This window comes from Maribacter huludaoensis, from assembly GCF_029350945.1.
In the GTDB taxonomy this organism is placed as follows: domain Bacteria; phylum Bacteroidota; class Bacteroidia; order Flavobacteriales; family Flavobacteriaceae; genus Maribacter; species Maribacter huludaoensis.
Window position 1 is genome coordinate 202936 of record NZ_JARKMS010000001.1, and the last position, 14467, is coordinate 217402.

Genomic DNA, 14467 nt, shown 5'->3' on the forward strand with positions numbered 1-14467 from the left:
AGTTTATCAACTAATTTAAATTAAAACGTGGTAAATGTATTAAACAGGGTATCCATGAAAAAAATTGTCGGAATCATATTAGCAATTATTATTTTAATTTCTTGTGAAAACATCCTTAAAAAGAAAGAAAAACCTATTGCAAATACAGGATATCAAGAAATAAATACAGACTTATATCAACTAATTAAACCAACTGAAAACTTAAAAAAAGTATTGATTCTTTTTCCAGGTTATCTTCACAAAGCGGAAGACACTAAAAAAGAATTCAAAATACTTAAATATACGGAAGAGAGTAACCTTGCAGTTATTTTCATGAACTACAATCAAAAACTGTGGCTAGAAGAAAATGAAAAGATTGCACTGGCAGAGCAACTAAAAAACATATTTACTGAAAACAACTTGCCTACAAATGATGTTTATATTGGTGGATATTCAAGCGGTGGAAACGTTTCTTTATTAATAAGTTCATATTTAAATCAACAAAAGCGCTTTCAACTAGCACCTAAAGGAGTTTTTATAGTGGACTCACCAATTGATTTGTTAGCGCTATATAAAAGCTCTCAAAAGTATTTAGAACGAAAATTTTCTGAAGTGTCTGTTGCAGAAAGTACCTGGATTATTGAAAATCTAGAAAATAAATTAGGTAATCCTAAAGACAATATTATAACATATCAGCAATATGCAGTCTATACTTCTGAAACTAATACCATCAATAATCTAATGGGCTTGAAAAACACGAAAATTCGACTTTATACTGAACCAGATACCATTTGGTGGAAAAAGAACAGAATGGCAGATTATGACCAATTGAACAGTTATTACATCAAAAGCCTTTCTAAAGACTTAGAAGAAGCAGGGTTTAACCCAATAGAATACATCCCAACACAGAATAAGGGGTATCGAGCTAACGGAGAAAGGCATCCGCATAGTTGGTCTATAATTGATAAACATGAGTTGATGAACTGGATAAACGACTGAGACTATAACCGAACTTTGTTCGGTAAAATCAAACTACATAATCCAATCTTCAACCATTACAGACTAAATAGCCTCTCTGTACAAATCTTTTTCCAATTCTGACTGCTCTAAATCAACCTTAAAGGAAAGGTCCATTTCCATTTTTGTTGCATTGTCCCAGATATAAAGTGCAGCCAAACCTATGCTCCCTATTATGAAAAAGGCAATAGAAAAAGCAACTAGTCCGCCAAAAGCCAAAGTTAAACATGTTGCTAAGAAAACAACATAAACTACTATTGGTCTAAGCGACCAGCTTAAATTAAAACTAGGTGATTTCGTATTTTTATCTAATTGATTTTGAGTAGACTCTGAATTTAAAGTGATCGTGTTGCCCATGATAGTTCCGTTTTACTGATTAATACTGTAAAATTCGGAAAAATTAATCAACCCACAACCACATAATCCAATGAAAATCAATATGATAACACTAATTTAAAGAATTGATATTATTCAAATACCAAAAAAATAATACTGATAAAATTACCTGCTAAAAATTGAAGTTATCGGGATCCGGACCTGTACGTTCGCCAGTTTCCATTCCATCTAAAAAGGCAATATCTTCATTAGAAAGCTCAAAATCAAAAATATCTGCGTTAGAAGCAATACGTTTTGCATGTACAGATTTGGGAATAGCAACAACACCTTTTTGTAGATTGTAGCGTAAAATAATCTGTGCTACGCTCTTATTATATTTTTCGGCTAAATCTGAACAAATATCCAATTTAAAGACCTTGCCCTGCATAAAAGGAGACCAAGATTCGTATTGAATTCCGTTATCGACACAAAAATCTATTAGGTCTTGTTGTACTAAATGCGGATGAAACTCCATTTGGTTTACCATAGGCACTACCTTACAATCACTCATGACATCCTCTAAATGATGTTTTAGAAAATTACTGACACCAATAGCCTTAATTTTTTTTTGCGCGTACAAATGCTCTAAAGCTCTCCAAGTATCTTTGTATTTACCTTTAACCGGCCAGTGAATTAAATAAAGATCCAAGTAATCTACACCCAAACGTTCTAAACTAGCATCAAAAGCCTTTAGTGTTTCTTCATATCCCTGATCATCGTTCCAGACTTTGGATACCAGGAAAATATCATTTCTATCTACTCCGCTCTCACGTATACCTTTACCTACGCCCTCTTCATTCTTATAAGCTGCGGCGGTATCTATATGACTATAGCCTAACTGAAGTGCACTTTTAACGGCATCTACAACTTCTTGATCATTATTTGATAAGTACGTACCTAAACCTAGATATGGCATTTGAACCCCGTTACGCAGTTCAAAGCTTCCTTTAATATCTGTAATCTTGAGTTCGTTTTTCATCGTAGTATTTTTTAAAGGCGATACACCCACTCTTCTGGGTTAAGACGAGATGTATCTTGATATAGATAGAATTTTAATCTGGTCTGACCATTGTTCTTATTGGTATAAACGATACCAAGTTCTTCTTTACTGGCTACTTTATCTCCCTTTTTAACATATAGCTCAGAAAGGTTATAGTAGGTGCTAATAAAGTTACCATGTTTGATCTGAACACCCTTATTACCACCTGGTACGGCCAAAATAGCAATGACTTCTCCTTCAAATATAGCGCGAGCTTTAGAACCCTCATCGGTAGCAATGATAACTCCGTTACTTTGGTGCTTAATTCCCGGATAGACCGGATCGGCATATACTCCAAAACCTTGACTTTTTACACCTTTCTCAACCGGCCAGATCAATTTACCCTTGTTGGCAGAAAAATTATTTGCAATTACGGTAGCTTCAGGAGTTAATACGAACTTGCTAGAATTTTTGGTAGAACTACCCGACTTTTTGTTTGATGCGGCAATGGCGCTTCTAATCAACTTTTCTATCTGTTGATCGATCTTTCTAGCTTCCTTCTTTTTCTTATCAATGGCACTTGTATACTTGCTCTCGTTCTTGCGAATAGCACCTAACAAAGCTTTCTGGGCCTGAATTTCAGCAAATAATTGGTTTTTTGCCTTTTTGTTTTGAGCCAACAAAACCTCTTTCACTTTTCGCTCTTCGTTCAAATCTGAATTTAAACGCGAAAGTTCCTCGGTTTTAGCTAATATTTGAGCTCCTTGCTCTTTTCTATAATCTGTATATTGCTTCATATACTGAAGCCTTTTAAATGCCTGAAAAAAGCTTTCTGAAGATAACAAGAACATTAATCTATTCTGTTTGGATTTGTTCTGATATGATTTCTGAATCATTTTAGCGTACTCGTCCTTTACTTCTTGCAGTTCTGTTTTTAACTTGCCAATGTTTCTGATATTGGTATTTATCTGCCTGTTCAACAAATTAGATTGTTGATTGGTAACCCGAATTAGTTGTTGACGTACGGTAATTTTTTTATCCAATGCCTCCATTTGATCCAAGACATTTCCTTTTTCCTTTTTCTCGGCAAAGAGCAACCGGTTAATATCACGTATTTCTGATTGAAGTTGCGCTCGTTTTTCCTCCAAAGCTTTTTGCTCACTGGTCTGCGCAAAAGCAGATACAGTAGTGAACAGGACCAATAGAAAAGAAACAAACTTTATTTTGAACAACATTCTCTTACAACTCTATTTCATTAAACCCTTTTGGAATTGAATATGGAAAGTTAACTTTTCCGTTCAATTCTAAATTCTTAAACTCAAGGTCTATCGTATTATCCTTATCCTTACTAATAGCCTTTACCATAATCTCATTTGGCAAAATTTCTTTATCTATACTTTGATAATTTTTATAGGCTATTTTCAACAATCGCTTATCGGCGGGTTGAGAAAGCTGTTGCAATGCCATTTTAAAATTTTTAGGCTCTATTTGAAACAAGGTTTTGTACAAAGTACCTTGCTGCTTTGGGGTAAGCTTATAGGCATCTTCAGAAATACCAATATTATATTTTTCTTCTCTTAAATCTACTATTGCCTGTCCGGTCAATAGATTTTGTAAAATTGAAAAGTCTACCTCGGTCCCTAACAAATCACTTAAATAGGAAAAATCGCCATCAAAATATTCGTTTTCCAATTTGTTGTAAAACGATACCCTATCTGGAGTAATATATGCCTTAACAATACCTAAGGGTGCGCTCATCCAAATAGCTTTATCCTTTTCCATTCGTAAACTGACGGAAACACCTTGAGAAGATTCACCATCAGAATAGTTAATTTTTACCCTCCCTGCCAATGTTTTAAAACCGGCTTCATTTTGGTAATGCGCTTTTATAACCGATTTAGAGGACAATTTAGCATCTACTGTACCACCGGAAATTACCTTTGTACTTTTACAAGATGCGGTAAAAACAATAACTACCAGCAGTAAAACATATTTTATCTTCATTGTATCCAAAAACTTCGTTATCTAAAATGCCTATTTAATTTTACTAAGGTACATATTTGCTTTAGAGGTATTATTGATTGCCGTAAATGCATTTGCCAATTCTATATAAATGGCATTCTCTAAAGGCCTATCATCAATAAGATAATCTAAAGCTGCTTCTAAAATTTCTATAGCGTCATTATGCTTTAAGTTTTTATTTAATGCTGTACCGTTTGCATAATAAAAATAAGGCTGAGAGGGAAAACGTTCTATAGCCTCTTCAGTTGTAGCAAGCAATTTAACATTGTCACTGGCTGATGCCAACAGACTTTCAATTTTAGCTGTATAGCCCTCTACATTATTTAATTCTTTTGAAGCAATAACATTGTTGGGCTTTATACCGGGAACCAACTTCTTTTGTTGATGCGCAATGGAGTCATTTATTTTACGCTCAAGGTATTCCTGTTTTTTGGAAGTTTTAATTCCCTTCAACATTGCCTTAGCGGTAAGGTAATCTTCATTTAGATAATAGATTTCCGCCAAATTTCCTCTAAGTGCAACATTACTCCACGGTAAATTTCCCTTTACCTCTTCAATGGCAGATTTATTGGCATCTACTACATCAACCAAAGTTTCTGCATACCAATAATTCTCTGGCTCACCATTAAGCGCCTCCAGTGCATACTCTTGAGCAAGTATCAGTTGCTTATCATATAAATGAAATTTGGCAAGTTCAAAAGAAACAACGGTATTTTGAGGCTGCAGACGTTTGCATTCTAAAAAATAGGTGATGGCACGGTCATAATTTCTAATGCCCATTTGCTTTAAGCCCTCAAAAAAATTTTCTTGAAAAGCATCTGAGTATTCTTCCAGAAAAACCTCTGAGCTTTGTTCAACTTCCAATTCTTGATTTTCTTGCGCATGTATGAATTTCGGTGTAACTAAAACACCGAAAAGAAAGCCCAAAAAAGTCAATTTATTCATCTTTTAACTATAAAACTACTTGACACCCGTACTACCAAAACCGCCTTCGCCCCTGGCAGTTTCAGACAAACTATCAACTGGGTTCCACTCCGCACGCTCATGTTTTGCAATAACTAATTGCGCTATACGTTCACCATTTTCCACTATAAAATCTTCACTACCCAGGTTGATTAAAATTACACCCACTTCACCTCTATAATCAGCATCTACTGTACCGGGAGCATTAAGTACGGTTACTCCTTTCTTTGCGGCCAGACCGCTTCTTGGTCTTACTTGAGCTTCAACACCTACGGGTAATTCAATGAAAAGACCCGTTGGTATTATTGCTCTGCCCATAGGCTGAAGAACTATAGGTTCCGTAAGGTTTGCCCTCAAATCCATACCAGCAGATGCATTTGTTTCGTAATGCGGCAAATCATGGGCTGACTTATTAATAATTTTTATGTTCATCTGTTTAAAAATAGTTTTTTAAGATTCTCAAACTCCAGTTTATAGACCAAGCCCAAGAACAAAATTAATAACGGTATACCAACAAATAGGTTTCTATCAAAAATGTAAAATGAAAGAATAGAAAACAAGACGGAAATTCCTAAATAAAAGATAATTTTTCTAAAGTTATATGGAATAGGATAATACATACGCCCAAAATAAAAGGAAAGCAACATCATGGTTCCGTAAGCCATTAACGTGGCTACTGCCGATGCCATGTACCCAAAATACGGAATGAAAATTAAATTGACAATGATGGTCAAAACGGCACCGATCATTGATATATAGGCTCCAAATTTGGTGCGATCCGTAACTTTATACCAAACGGAAAGGTTATGGTAAATTCCTAAGAAGAAAGCGGCCAACAAAATTAACGGTACTACTGGCATGGCCTCCCAATAAGCTTCATCGCGCACAAAGAGCACTTTTAAGACATCAGAAAAAACAATTACCGCTAGTAAAATAATACTTCCCAGTACCACAAAATAATTCGTTATTTGGGCATATGCCTTTTGAGGGTACTTGGTATCCGAGTGGCTAAAAAAGAAAGGTTCAATACCCATTCTAAACGCAGTAATAAACAATGTCATGAACACTGCCAACTTTACGCAAGCACCATATTTACCCACTTCTTCACTAGCTATTTCAACTGGTAAAATTTTCTCGAGCAAGATTTTATCCAATACTTCATTAACGGTAAATGCAATACCTGCCACCATTACCGGCATGGCGTATTTTATCATACGTTTCCAAATATCGACATCAAAGACATAAGGTCTTCTTAGATATACCCGTAACATTAGCATAAGGGTAACGGCACTTGATACAAGATTTGAAATTAAAATATACAAAATCTCATAATCCGGTTTATATATTGAAGCTAGAAAACCATCACTGTCCATTGCAATTTTTGGCAGTAATAGTAAGAAAAAGGAGTTGAGCCCTAAGTTCAAAACTACATTGATCAATTTAATTATGGCAAAGCGCATAGGTCTTTCATTGGCCCTTAACCATGCAAAAGGTATGATGACCAAAGCATCCAAAGCTAAAATCCAAAAGACATAACCAATATATTCTATTGATATTTCCAGAAAATTTGATAGTGGAGACTTAAACAAAAATCCAACAATCATAAATATCAATGTGGAGCCTAAAATGGACAATAAAGAAGTGGAAACAACCCTTTTCTTATTTTCAGAATCCTTGTAAAATCTAAAAAAAGCAGTTTCCATACCATATGCCAAAAAAATATTGAATATGGCAAAATATGCATAAATCACCACCACCTGCCCATAAGAACTTGGCAACATAACACCCGTATAAATGGGCACTAGTATGACATTAAGCATCCTAGGCAAGACAGTTGCCAAGCCATAGATCGCAGTTTGTTTAAAAAGTTTTTTGAGTGGATTCAAGCACTATACGTTCAAGTGATAAAAGTACCTATTAAAAGCCTAGTTACAAAGTTAGTTTTTGGGTGCGCCCTTATAAATTAATGGTTGCTTTTGTTTTATACCCTCTACCTTGGTTTATTTTGTTTCACCATTTTCAAGATAACTAACAATTGCTTCATCGATTTTTAATGAAAAACTCTTTGTTTCCGACGATTCTGGACTATTATCGGGCATTCTAACAACGATCACCTTGTTATCTTCAATAGTATCCATAAAAGCTTTTACTTGTTTACCCCTAAAATAAACTTCACCTACCTTAATCTCAGAATTATCCATTAAGGATACGGGAATTCTTAATTCAATACCGGAACCACTTTCCTCTCTTCCACCAATGTACTGTTGGTAAGTAGCTTTCCCTATTTCAAAAGGTATTTCTGTCTGTAAATTTTTCTGAGAAGTACAGCTTGTTAGACAAAGGCAAAAAAGTAAAAAACAACTATTTAAATATTTCATTGAAACCATATTATTCTTATAAAGATATGAAGTAATATGGGTATAATTGGTCATTTAACATTGCTATCATAAATAACCATTAATCCTGTATTTGTAATTGTTTCAATTTACCAAGTTCGTTTTTAACTTGTTTATACATAAAAAAACAAAAAATTATTAGTAACACAATTGCCGAGAACAATATATAAAGATAAAATCCATGAGATAACGTAGCTTTAAATTGCGGTAATAAAATTACAAATCCAATAACGTAGGTTACCAATGCTATAGGGGTAATTAAATAATGGGTATATTTTCTGAAACTATAATAGTTGGTTAAATCACTTTTAAAAGTACTGGAATCCTTATTAAAATTTATTCTCCTCAATTTCTTTAAACTAAATAATTCAACAGCAATTCTTATTACTAAACTACCGATCATTAAGCCGATACCAAGCATGAATGTAGCACTCTTATATCCTGATACGTATATTAAGAAAGAAACCAATATTATAATAGTAAGCGTTAAAACTATATTACCGGTTTTTTGCTTGTTCTCTATAGATTTTACATTTTTTAAAAGCGTTTGAAACCCATCTTCGGTTGCAGATACCTTTGTTTGGTTCTGCCATTTATTTTGCAATTCCTTAAAATTATCCATTGTTTACACATTTTGTAAGTTGTTGTTTTATTCTATGTACCCTAGTCCTGATAGCTTCATGCTTAATCCCGATTATTTCCGAAATTTCCAGTTGAGGCAATCCTTCCAGTTCCAATAAAATAATTGCCTTATTAGTACTGTTCAAGCTATTGATACATGAATACAATTGAATTAACATTTCTTCTTTCTCAACAGAAATATCATCACTATTACTAACCTGAAGACTTTCAATTTGAAGTTCCCTGTCCTTTTTACGTTCCCGCTTTATTTCGGCTAAGCAAGTATTTACACAAATACGGTATATCCAAGTACCTATTGCGCTTTCATTTCTAAATTGGTCTAAATTTTGCCAAATTTTTATAAAAGTTTCCTGAACCAAATCTTTAGCTAGAGACTCGTTACCCCCAGTATACCCCATGCATAATCGCATTACTTTAGGGTAATTTTCATCATATATCTTCTGATATGTGTTTTCTTTGTTACCCATTAGTCGTTCAACGCAGTTTTAACATTCTCAATAAACCATTGTGGTTGGTCATACATGATAAAGTGAGATGCCCCATTAGCAAATTCAATGCTATATTCATTAAGCGCTTTATATTGTAGTTCATAAGTAGATTTGGCCATTTCTAAACCATGAGGTTCCGTAGCGGCAAGTATTGTAACCGGCGTATTAATCTCAGCCAAATCTTCTCTTAAATCTAACTTTAACAAATCGGTATAACCATAAACATAAGTTTCTCGGTCAGCTATTGTCATCCAATCTTTAATTTTTTCTTGATGTACCTTTTCTTTGGTCATACCATTAGCCATTTGAGTTGCCATAGCTTCAAAATCGTTTGCATTCATTGCCAGTACTTGTTTGTTATATGGCGAATCATATACTATATAATCACTTTTAAAGTTAGGCATCATCAATGCACCCGTTGACGGTAATGCATCTGCAATAATCAATTCCTTATAAAATTCACTTTCAGTAGCCATCCAAAGTGCTAGTGCGCCACCTAGACTATGACCCAGTAAAGTAGGGTTCTCTAATTTATTTTCTGATATATATTTCACAACTCCTTCTTTTATTTTGGGAAGCCAAGGTTTTTCAATAGCAGGTACATCTCCAAAGCCGGCAAATGTAAATACATGACATTCGTAATCTTTTGCTAGCTCTGCAACTGTAGCGTCCCAAACATCACCTGTACATGCAAAGCCTGGAAATAAAAGTATTGGTTCGCCTTTACCAATTACTATAACTTTAAAAGGATAGTCTTGTGCAGTTGTTGAAAGAGAGGAAATAATAAATAATGAGAATACTAAAAGTTGAATTGTTTTCATCGAAAGAGTTTTTTGTTTGTTCACCCTTTAGATTCAAATTTTAAAAAATGTTACCTTTTTATTTGAAAAAAATATTATTCCGGCTCTACATCCATTCTTTTTATGGCTGTGGATGCTAAAATAAAAGCCGCTAAAAGAAATAAAGCTGCCAAAGCATATGGTGCGCCAGGAAAGTAAATGGACGCCTCTGGGCGGATAAAATAATAAAATACGGGTGCGAAGATAAACTGACCCAAAATTGCCGTTATACTTACCAAACCGGTTATAGATCCTTGCAATATTCCCTGCTCTTTTTCAGAAACCTGATTAGAAATAACCCCTTGTACGGTTGGACCAGCAATTCCTCCCAATGCGTACGGGATCAAAAATGCATAAAGCATCCAAGGTTCTTTGGCAAATGCAAATAGAAACATACCCACTGTCCAAAGTAAAAAACCAAATGTAATTACTTTACGCTTTCCAAATTTCGTTACAATTTTCCCAACTAGATAGCCCTGTACAATAGCAACAAGTAGACCAACTACCATAAGAGATAATCCTATTTGTTTCGGATTCCAATCATAACGTTCAATGCCATAATACGACCATGTAGATGGCAAAGCTTGCCCTGCAAGGTTTGCCAAAAAGAATGCAGAAATCAGTAATAAGATACCCTTATAATTACGCAAAGCGAATAAAGAAACCCCAGGAATCATCTTTGAAAAGTTGATTTGCCTTCTATTCTCCGGAGTCAAAGATTCAGGCACAAAGAAATAACCAAAAAGGAAATTTGCAAATGTTAGGCCTGCAGCAATATAAAATGGGAGTCTAATATCTATCTCTCCGAAAAATCCACCAATACCGGGACCTATTATAAATCCTATTCCGAATGCGGCTCCTATTAAACCAAAGTTCTTTGCCTTATTCTCTTTGGTGCTTACATCAGCTATATATGCAGAAGCAACGGTAAAACTAGCTCCGGTTATTCCCGCTAAAAAACGACCTAGAAACAACCAGGTGATTGTGGGTGCCCAGGCATGAATTAAGTAATCTATACTTAAACCTAAAAGCGCCAAAAGTAATATAGGTCTTCTACCATATCTGTCCGAAATTTCACCCAATACCGGTGAAAATAGAAATTGCATACCCGCAAAAGCGGTCGTTAGCCACATACCGTAGATAATTGCCATGTGATTGCCCTCGCCTGTTAACTCCATAATCAAATCGGGAATTATCGGTAAGATGATACCTATACCTATAACATCCACTAAGATGGTAATGAAAATAAAAAGTAACGCGGTTTTCTTAGATTTCATGGTCAAGACAAAAGTCGGGTAAAAAAAGGAAAATAAATGGAATAAAAACAAAAACCCCACTGGAGAGTGGGGTTTTTATATATAGTTAAAAGCGTATTAAGCTTAGACAACAAGAAGTCATCTATATATGAACATTTTTAATTGTTCAATGCCTCTGCACCACCAACGATTTCTAAAATTTCATTGGTAATAGCTGCCTGTCTAGCTTTGTTATATGTTAATTTTAATTGATCGCGCATTTCTGTTGCGTTATCAGTTGCTTTGTGCATTGCCGTCATACGTGCACCGTGTTCACTAGCAAAAGAATCTCTAATACCTTTGTACAATTGTGTTTTTAAGGACTTAGGAATCAACTGTTCTATGATTTCAACTTTTGATGGTTCAAAAGTATAATCGGCACTCGCAGTTTCTTCAACTTCTAACGGAACAATTGGCAAAAACTGTTCTGTCATAACAATTTGAGTAGCCGCATTTTTGAACTTATTGTAAACAATTTCAATACGATCATATTCACCATCGGTAAAAAGGGCCATTAAACTTTCAGCAATTTCAGCAACATTGTCAAAAGTTAAATCGTCATAAACCTCACTATAATTAGCAATCACCTTATAACGCTTCTCCAAATAATCATTGGCTTTTTTACCAACTGCAACGAAATCTACTTGTTTACCAGCGTAAACATTTTCGACCAGATGAGTTGACTGCTTTAAAATATTGGTATTAAAAGCACCACAAAGACCTCTATTAGAAGTAACTGAAACGACCAACACTTTATTGACCACACGATTATCTGCATAAACGCTACCAGAATCACCTTCCAAACTAGCGCTCAAATTCTGCAATAGTTCAGTAAGCTTATCGGCATAAGGTCTCATAGCAGTAATAGCATCTTGTGCTTTTTTCAATTTTGCAGCAGATACCATTTTCATAGCACTGGTAATCTGCATCGTTGAAGAAACCGATGAAATCCTATTACGTATTTCCTTTAAATTTGCCATTTTTTTCGGTATTTAGTAAATAGTACAAAGCAATAATCTTTGTACTATTTACTCAGTACTCAGTACTTTTTAAACTTATTTATATTTCGCTGAAAGCTCTTTACAAACAGAAGTCAACGTATCTGTAACCTCATCGGTTAATTTACCAGACTTCAATGTATCCAGAACACCTCTATGCTTAGCATTCAAGAACTCTAGGTAATCACGTTCAAATTCTTTTACTTTTTCAACCGGCACGTCTCTTAACAAGTTCTTAGAACCTGCATAGATAATGGCAACTTGATCTTCAACAGTATAAGGATCGTTCTGTGCTTGCTTTAATATCTCAACATTTCTACGTCCTTTTTCAATTACGTTCAACGTAGCCGCATCCAAATCTGAACCGAATTTAGCAAAGGCTTCCAATTCACGGAACTGAGCTTGATCTAATTTCAATGTACCAGATACTTTCTTCATTGATTTAATCTGAGCGTTACCACCAACACGAGATACAGAAATACCAACGTTAATTGCAGGTCTTACACCTTGGTTGAATAAATCTTGCTCTAAGAATATCTGTCCGTCAGTAATAGAAATTACGTTGGTTGGGATATAAGCAGAAACGTCACCCGCTTGTGTTTCAATAATAGGTAATGCCGTTAAAGAACCTCCACCTTTCACCATTGGTTTTAACACCTCTGGCAAATCGTTCATTTCTTTTGCGATATCATCATCATTGATAACTTTTGCAGCACGCTCCAATAATCTAGAGTGTAGGTAGAAAACGTCACCTGGGTAAGCCTCACGTCCTGGTGGTCTTCTTAACAAAAGAGACACCTCACGGTAAGCAACCGCTTGTTTAGATAAATCATCATATATAATTAATGCAGGACGACCTGTATCACGGAAATATTCTCCAATAGATGCTCCGGTAAACGGTGCATATACTTGCATTGGCGCAGGATCAGATGCATTTGCAGCTACAATGGTAGTATATGCCATTGCACCTTTATCTTCCAATACTTGAGCGATACCGGCAACGGTAGATGCTTTCTGACCTATGGCAACATAGATACAGTAAACAGGCTCACCAGCATCATAAAACTCTTTTTGATTCAAAATGGTATCGATACAAACTGTAGTCTTACCAGTTTGACGGTCACCAATAACAAGTTCTCTCTGCCCTCTACCAACTGGAATCATCGCATCAATTGCTTTAATACCTGATTGCATTGGCTCAGTTACAGGTTCTCTGTAGATTACCCCTGGAGCTTTACGCTCTAAAGGCATTTCATAAGTATCACCAGAAATAGGTCCTTTACCGTCAATAGGGTTACCTAAAGTATCCACTACACGACCAACAATACCTTCACCAACTTTTACAGAAGCAATACGTTGTGTACGTTTAACCGTATCACCTTCACCAACTGATTTAGAAGGTCCTAAAAGAACGACACCAACGTTATCTTCTTCAAGGTTAAGAACGATACCCTCAAGTCCGCCTTCGAACTCAACCAATTCTCCATATTGAGCGTTCGCTAATCCGTAGATTCTTGCGATACCATCACCAACTTGTAATACAGTACCTACTTCGTCTAAAGTAGCGGTAGCATCAAATCCTGATAATTGTTTCTTTAAAATTGCTGATACTTCAGCGGCTTTTACTCCTGCCATATCTTACTTATTATTTTACTGTAATATTTTTACCAAGGACTATTACCTTTTTTAATCAACTCTCCAATTAACTCGGTCAAAAACTCTTGTTTGGTCACCTTACTTAATTGTCTTTTTGCTTTATATTCAAAACTAGACCCATCTTGCAATGAAACTTTTACTGGTGATTGAATATCTGTTGTTGCTGTTGCAATTAAGTTTCCGTCAACATCATACACTTTAATAGGCGTTGATCTTGTACCAGAATATTCATCAGGTGAGGTAACTTTTCCAATTACGTCAGTTCCCATTCTACCACCTTTAGTAATACTTAAATCATTTTGTACAAATGGATTAATCGCTGCAACCTTTGCATCTAGTTCCTTGTCTTGATTTTTAACTTTGTTAACCTTCTCTTTTGCGGTACTTTCAGTTTTAGTATCAAGGAAAGTAGAAATTTTTTCGGCATTTACATTTCCCGACAAATCAAAAAACTGAAGCTTCTCAATTAAAAAACTTATAATTTTCTTTTTACCAGTCCCATAATCAGGATCGATATCTATAGCATTAGTTTTGGAAAAATCCGCATTTGAAATCTCTAACCAGCTCTCTTTAGCCCCATTTGGAACCAACATTCTTCCTATACTATTTACTTGAAGAAACAATTCTGATGAATTTGAATTCGTAAATGAATACAAAATATCATAATCCCCCATAGTCTTTGTAGCTCTATGCTCAGTTTCCATCTTTATAGGAATGGCAACCTTGTCCACTAATATAGCACCTTTTTTAAAGCCTATTTTTTGAGCACTAATAGACACACTAAAAAATAAAACCAGTCCAAAAACTATTCTATTCAT

General features: G+C 35.1%; 16 protein-coding genes. 1 reads left to right on the plus strand and 15 read right to left on the minus strand.

What is annotated here, in order from left to right; genetic code table 11:
- Positions 1-54: 54 nt before the first annotated feature.
- Positions 55-978 carry a hypothetical protein gene (locus PXC01_RS00890; RefSeq protein WP_276470494.1) on the plus strand — a complete coding sequence of 308 codons (924 nt, stop codon included), beginning with the start codon at positions 55-57 and terminating at the stop codon, positions 976-978.
- A 63-nt stretch (positions 979-1041) separates the two neighbouring features.
- On the opposite strand, the gene PXC01_RS00895 is transcribed toward PXC01_RS00890, so the two are convergent.
- The 15 genes from PXC01_RS00895 to PXC01_RS00965 form a co-directional block, all read right to left on the minus strand.
- Entirely contained in the window at positions 1042-1353 is a 312-nt protein-coding gene (locus PXC01_RS00895) for a hypothetical protein (RefSeq protein ID WP_276470495.1), read from the minus strand.
- 151 nt (positions 1354-1504) lie between these two features.
- Positions 1505-2350 (minus strand): aldo/keto reductase, encoded by an 846-nt coding sequence (locus PXC01_RS00900; RefSeq protein WP_276470496.1) that lies wholly within the window; start codon positions 2348-2350, stop codon positions 1505-1507.
- A gap of 11 nt (positions 2351-2361) precedes the next feature.
- On the minus strand, positions 2362-3585 hold the full coding sequence (locus PXC01_RS00905; protein ID WP_276470497.1) for a murein hydrolase activator EnvC family protein: 1224 nt from the start codon (positions 3583-3585) through the stop codon (positions 2362-2364).
- Between the two features lie 4 nt (positions 3586-3589).
- Complete coding sequence (lolB1, locus tag PXC01_RS00910) at positions 3590-4354, minus strand: lipoprotein insertase outer membrane protein LolB1 (RefSeq protein WP_276470498.1); 765 nt, start codon at positions 4352-4354, stop codon at positions 3590-3592.
- A 30-nt stretch (positions 4355-4384) separates the two neighbouring features.
- Positions 4385-5317 carry a tetratricopeptide repeat protein gene (locus PXC01_RS00915; protein WP_276470499.1) on the minus strand — a complete coding sequence of 311 codons (933 nt, stop codon included), beginning with the start codon at positions 5315-5317 and terminating at the stop codon, positions 4385-4387.
- Positions 5318-5332: 15 nt separating this feature from the next.
- A complete protein-coding gene (gene dut, locus PXC01_RS00920) occupies positions 5333-5767 on the minus strand; it encodes a dUTP diphosphatase (protein ID WP_276470500.1) in 435 nt (144 codons plus the stop codon).
- Positions 5764-7221, minus strand: coding sequence for a lipopolysaccharide biosynthesis protein (locus tag PXC01_RS00925; RefSeq protein ID WP_276470501.1), 1458 nt, complete (start codon positions 7219-7221; stop codon positions 5764-5766). Before PXC01_RS00925 ends, dut begins: the two co-directional genes overlap by 4 nt.
- 114 nt (positions 7222-7335) lie before the next feature.
- Positions 7336-7713 (minus strand): hypothetical protein, encoded by a 378-nt coding sequence (locus PXC01_RS00930; RefSeq protein WP_276470502.1) that lies wholly within the window; start codon positions 7711-7713, stop codon positions 7336-7338.
- Positions 7714-7792: 79 nt separating this feature from the next.
- On the minus strand, positions 7793-8353 hold the full coding sequence (locus PXC01_RS00935; RefSeq protein WP_276470503.1) for a hypothetical protein: 561 nt from the start codon (positions 8351-8353) through the stop codon (positions 7793-7795).
- Positions 8346-8840, minus strand: a complete 495-nt coding sequence (locus PXC01_RS00940) for an RNA polymerase sigma factor (protein ID WP_276470504.1) — start codon at positions 8838-8840, stop codon at positions 8346-8348. Before PXC01_RS00940 ends, PXC01_RS00935 begins: the two co-directional genes overlap by 8 nt.
- Positions 8840-9682, minus strand: coding sequence for an alpha/beta fold hydrolase (locus tag PXC01_RS00945; protein WP_276470505.1), 843 nt, complete (start codon positions 9680-9682; stop codon positions 8840-8842). Before PXC01_RS00945 ends, PXC01_RS00940 begins: the two co-directional genes overlap by 1 nt.
- 74 nt (positions 9683-9756) lie before the next feature.
- Positions 9757-10977: a TCR/Tet family MFS transporter gene (locus PXC01_RS00950; RefSeq protein WP_276470506.1), complete on the minus strand. Its 1221-nt coding sequence runs from the start codon at positions 10975-10977 to the stop codon at positions 9757-9759.
- A gap of 137 nt (positions 10978-11114) precedes the next feature.
- The gene (gene atpG, locus PXC01_RS00955) at positions 11115-11975 is read right to left on the minus strand and encodes an ATP synthase F1 subunit gamma (protein ID WP_276470507.1); all 861 of its coding nucleotides are present in this window, start codon (positions 11973-11975) and stop codon (positions 11115-11117) included.
- Between the two features lie 75 nt (positions 11976-12050).
- Complete coding sequence (gene atpA, locus PXC01_RS00960; RefSeq protein WP_276470508.1) at positions 12051-13628, minus strand: F0F1 ATP synthase subunit alpha; 1578 nt, start codon at positions 13626-13628, stop codon at positions 12051-12053.
- Between the two features lie 29 nt (positions 13629-13657).
- Positions 13658-14467, minus strand: coding sequence for a hypothetical protein (locus tag PXC01_RS00965; RefSeq protein ID WP_276470509.1), 810 nt, complete (start codon positions 14465-14467; stop codon positions 13658-13660).

What these genes read in the sequence shown, in the direction of transcription:
- PXC01_RS00935 (WP_276470503.1), bottom strand. Translation starts at nt 8,353, where the DNA reads ATGGATAATTTTAAGGAATTGCAAAATAAATGGCAGAACCAAACAAAG.
- PXC01_RS00965 (WP_276470509.1), bottom strand. Translation starts at nt 14,467, where the DNA reads ATGAATAGAATAGTTTTTGGACTGGTTTTATTTTTTAGTGTGTCTATT.
- PXC01_RS00945 (WP_276470505.1), bottom strand. Translation starts at nt 9,682, where the DNA reads ATGAAAACAATTCAACTTTTAGTATTCTCATTATTTATTATTTCCTCT.
- PXC01_RS00895 (WP_276470495.1), bottom strand. Translation starts at nt 1,353, where the DNA reads ATGGGCAACACGATCACTTTAAATTCAGAGTCTACTCAAAATCAATTA.
- atpG (WP_276470507.1), bottom strand. Translation starts at nt 11,975, where the DNA reads ATGGCAAATTTAAAGGAAATACGTAATAGGATTTCATCGGTTTCTTCA.
- PXC01_RS00900 (WP_276470496.1), bottom strand. Translation starts at nt 2,350, where the DNA reads ATGAAAAACGAACTCAAGATTACAGATATTAAAGGAAGCTTTGAACTG.
- PXC01_RS00890 (WP_276470494.1), top strand. Translation starts at nt 55, where the DNA reads ATGAAAAAAATTGTCGGAATCATATTAGCAATTATTATTTTAATTTCT.
- PXC01_RS00905 (WP_276470497.1), bottom strand. Translation starts at nt 3,585, where the DNA reads ATGTTGTTCAAAATAAAGTTTGTTTCTTTTCTATTGGTCCTGTTCACT.
- lolB1 (WP_276470498.1), bottom strand. Translation starts at nt 4,354, where the DNA reads ATGAAGATAAAATATGTTTTACTGCTGGTAGTTATTGTTTTTACCGCA.
- PXC01_RS00950 (WP_276470506.1), bottom strand. Translation starts at nt 10,977, where the DNA reads ATGAAATCTAAGAAAACCGCGTTACTTTTTATTTTCATTACCATCTTA.
- PXC01_RS00915 (WP_276470499.1), bottom strand. Translation starts at nt 5,317, where the DNA reads ATGAATAAATTGACTTTTTTGGGCTTTCTTTTCGGTGTTTTAGTTACA.
- PXC01_RS00940 (WP_276470504.1), bottom strand. Translation starts at nt 8,840, where the DNA reads ATGGGTAACAAAGAAAACACATATCAGAAGATATATGATGAAAATTAC.
- dut (WP_276470500.1), bottom strand. Translation starts at nt 5,767, where the DNA reads ATGAACATAAAAATTATTAATAAGTCAGCCCATGATTTGCCGCATTAC.
- PXC01_RS00930 (WP_276470502.1), bottom strand. Translation starts at nt 7,713, where the DNA reads ATGAAATATTTAAATAGTTGTTTTTTACTTTTTTGCCTTTGTCTAACA.
- atpA (WP_276470508.1), bottom strand. Translation starts at nt 13,628, where the DNA reads ATGGCAGGAGTAAAAGCCGCTGAAGTATCAGCAATTTTAAAGAAACAA.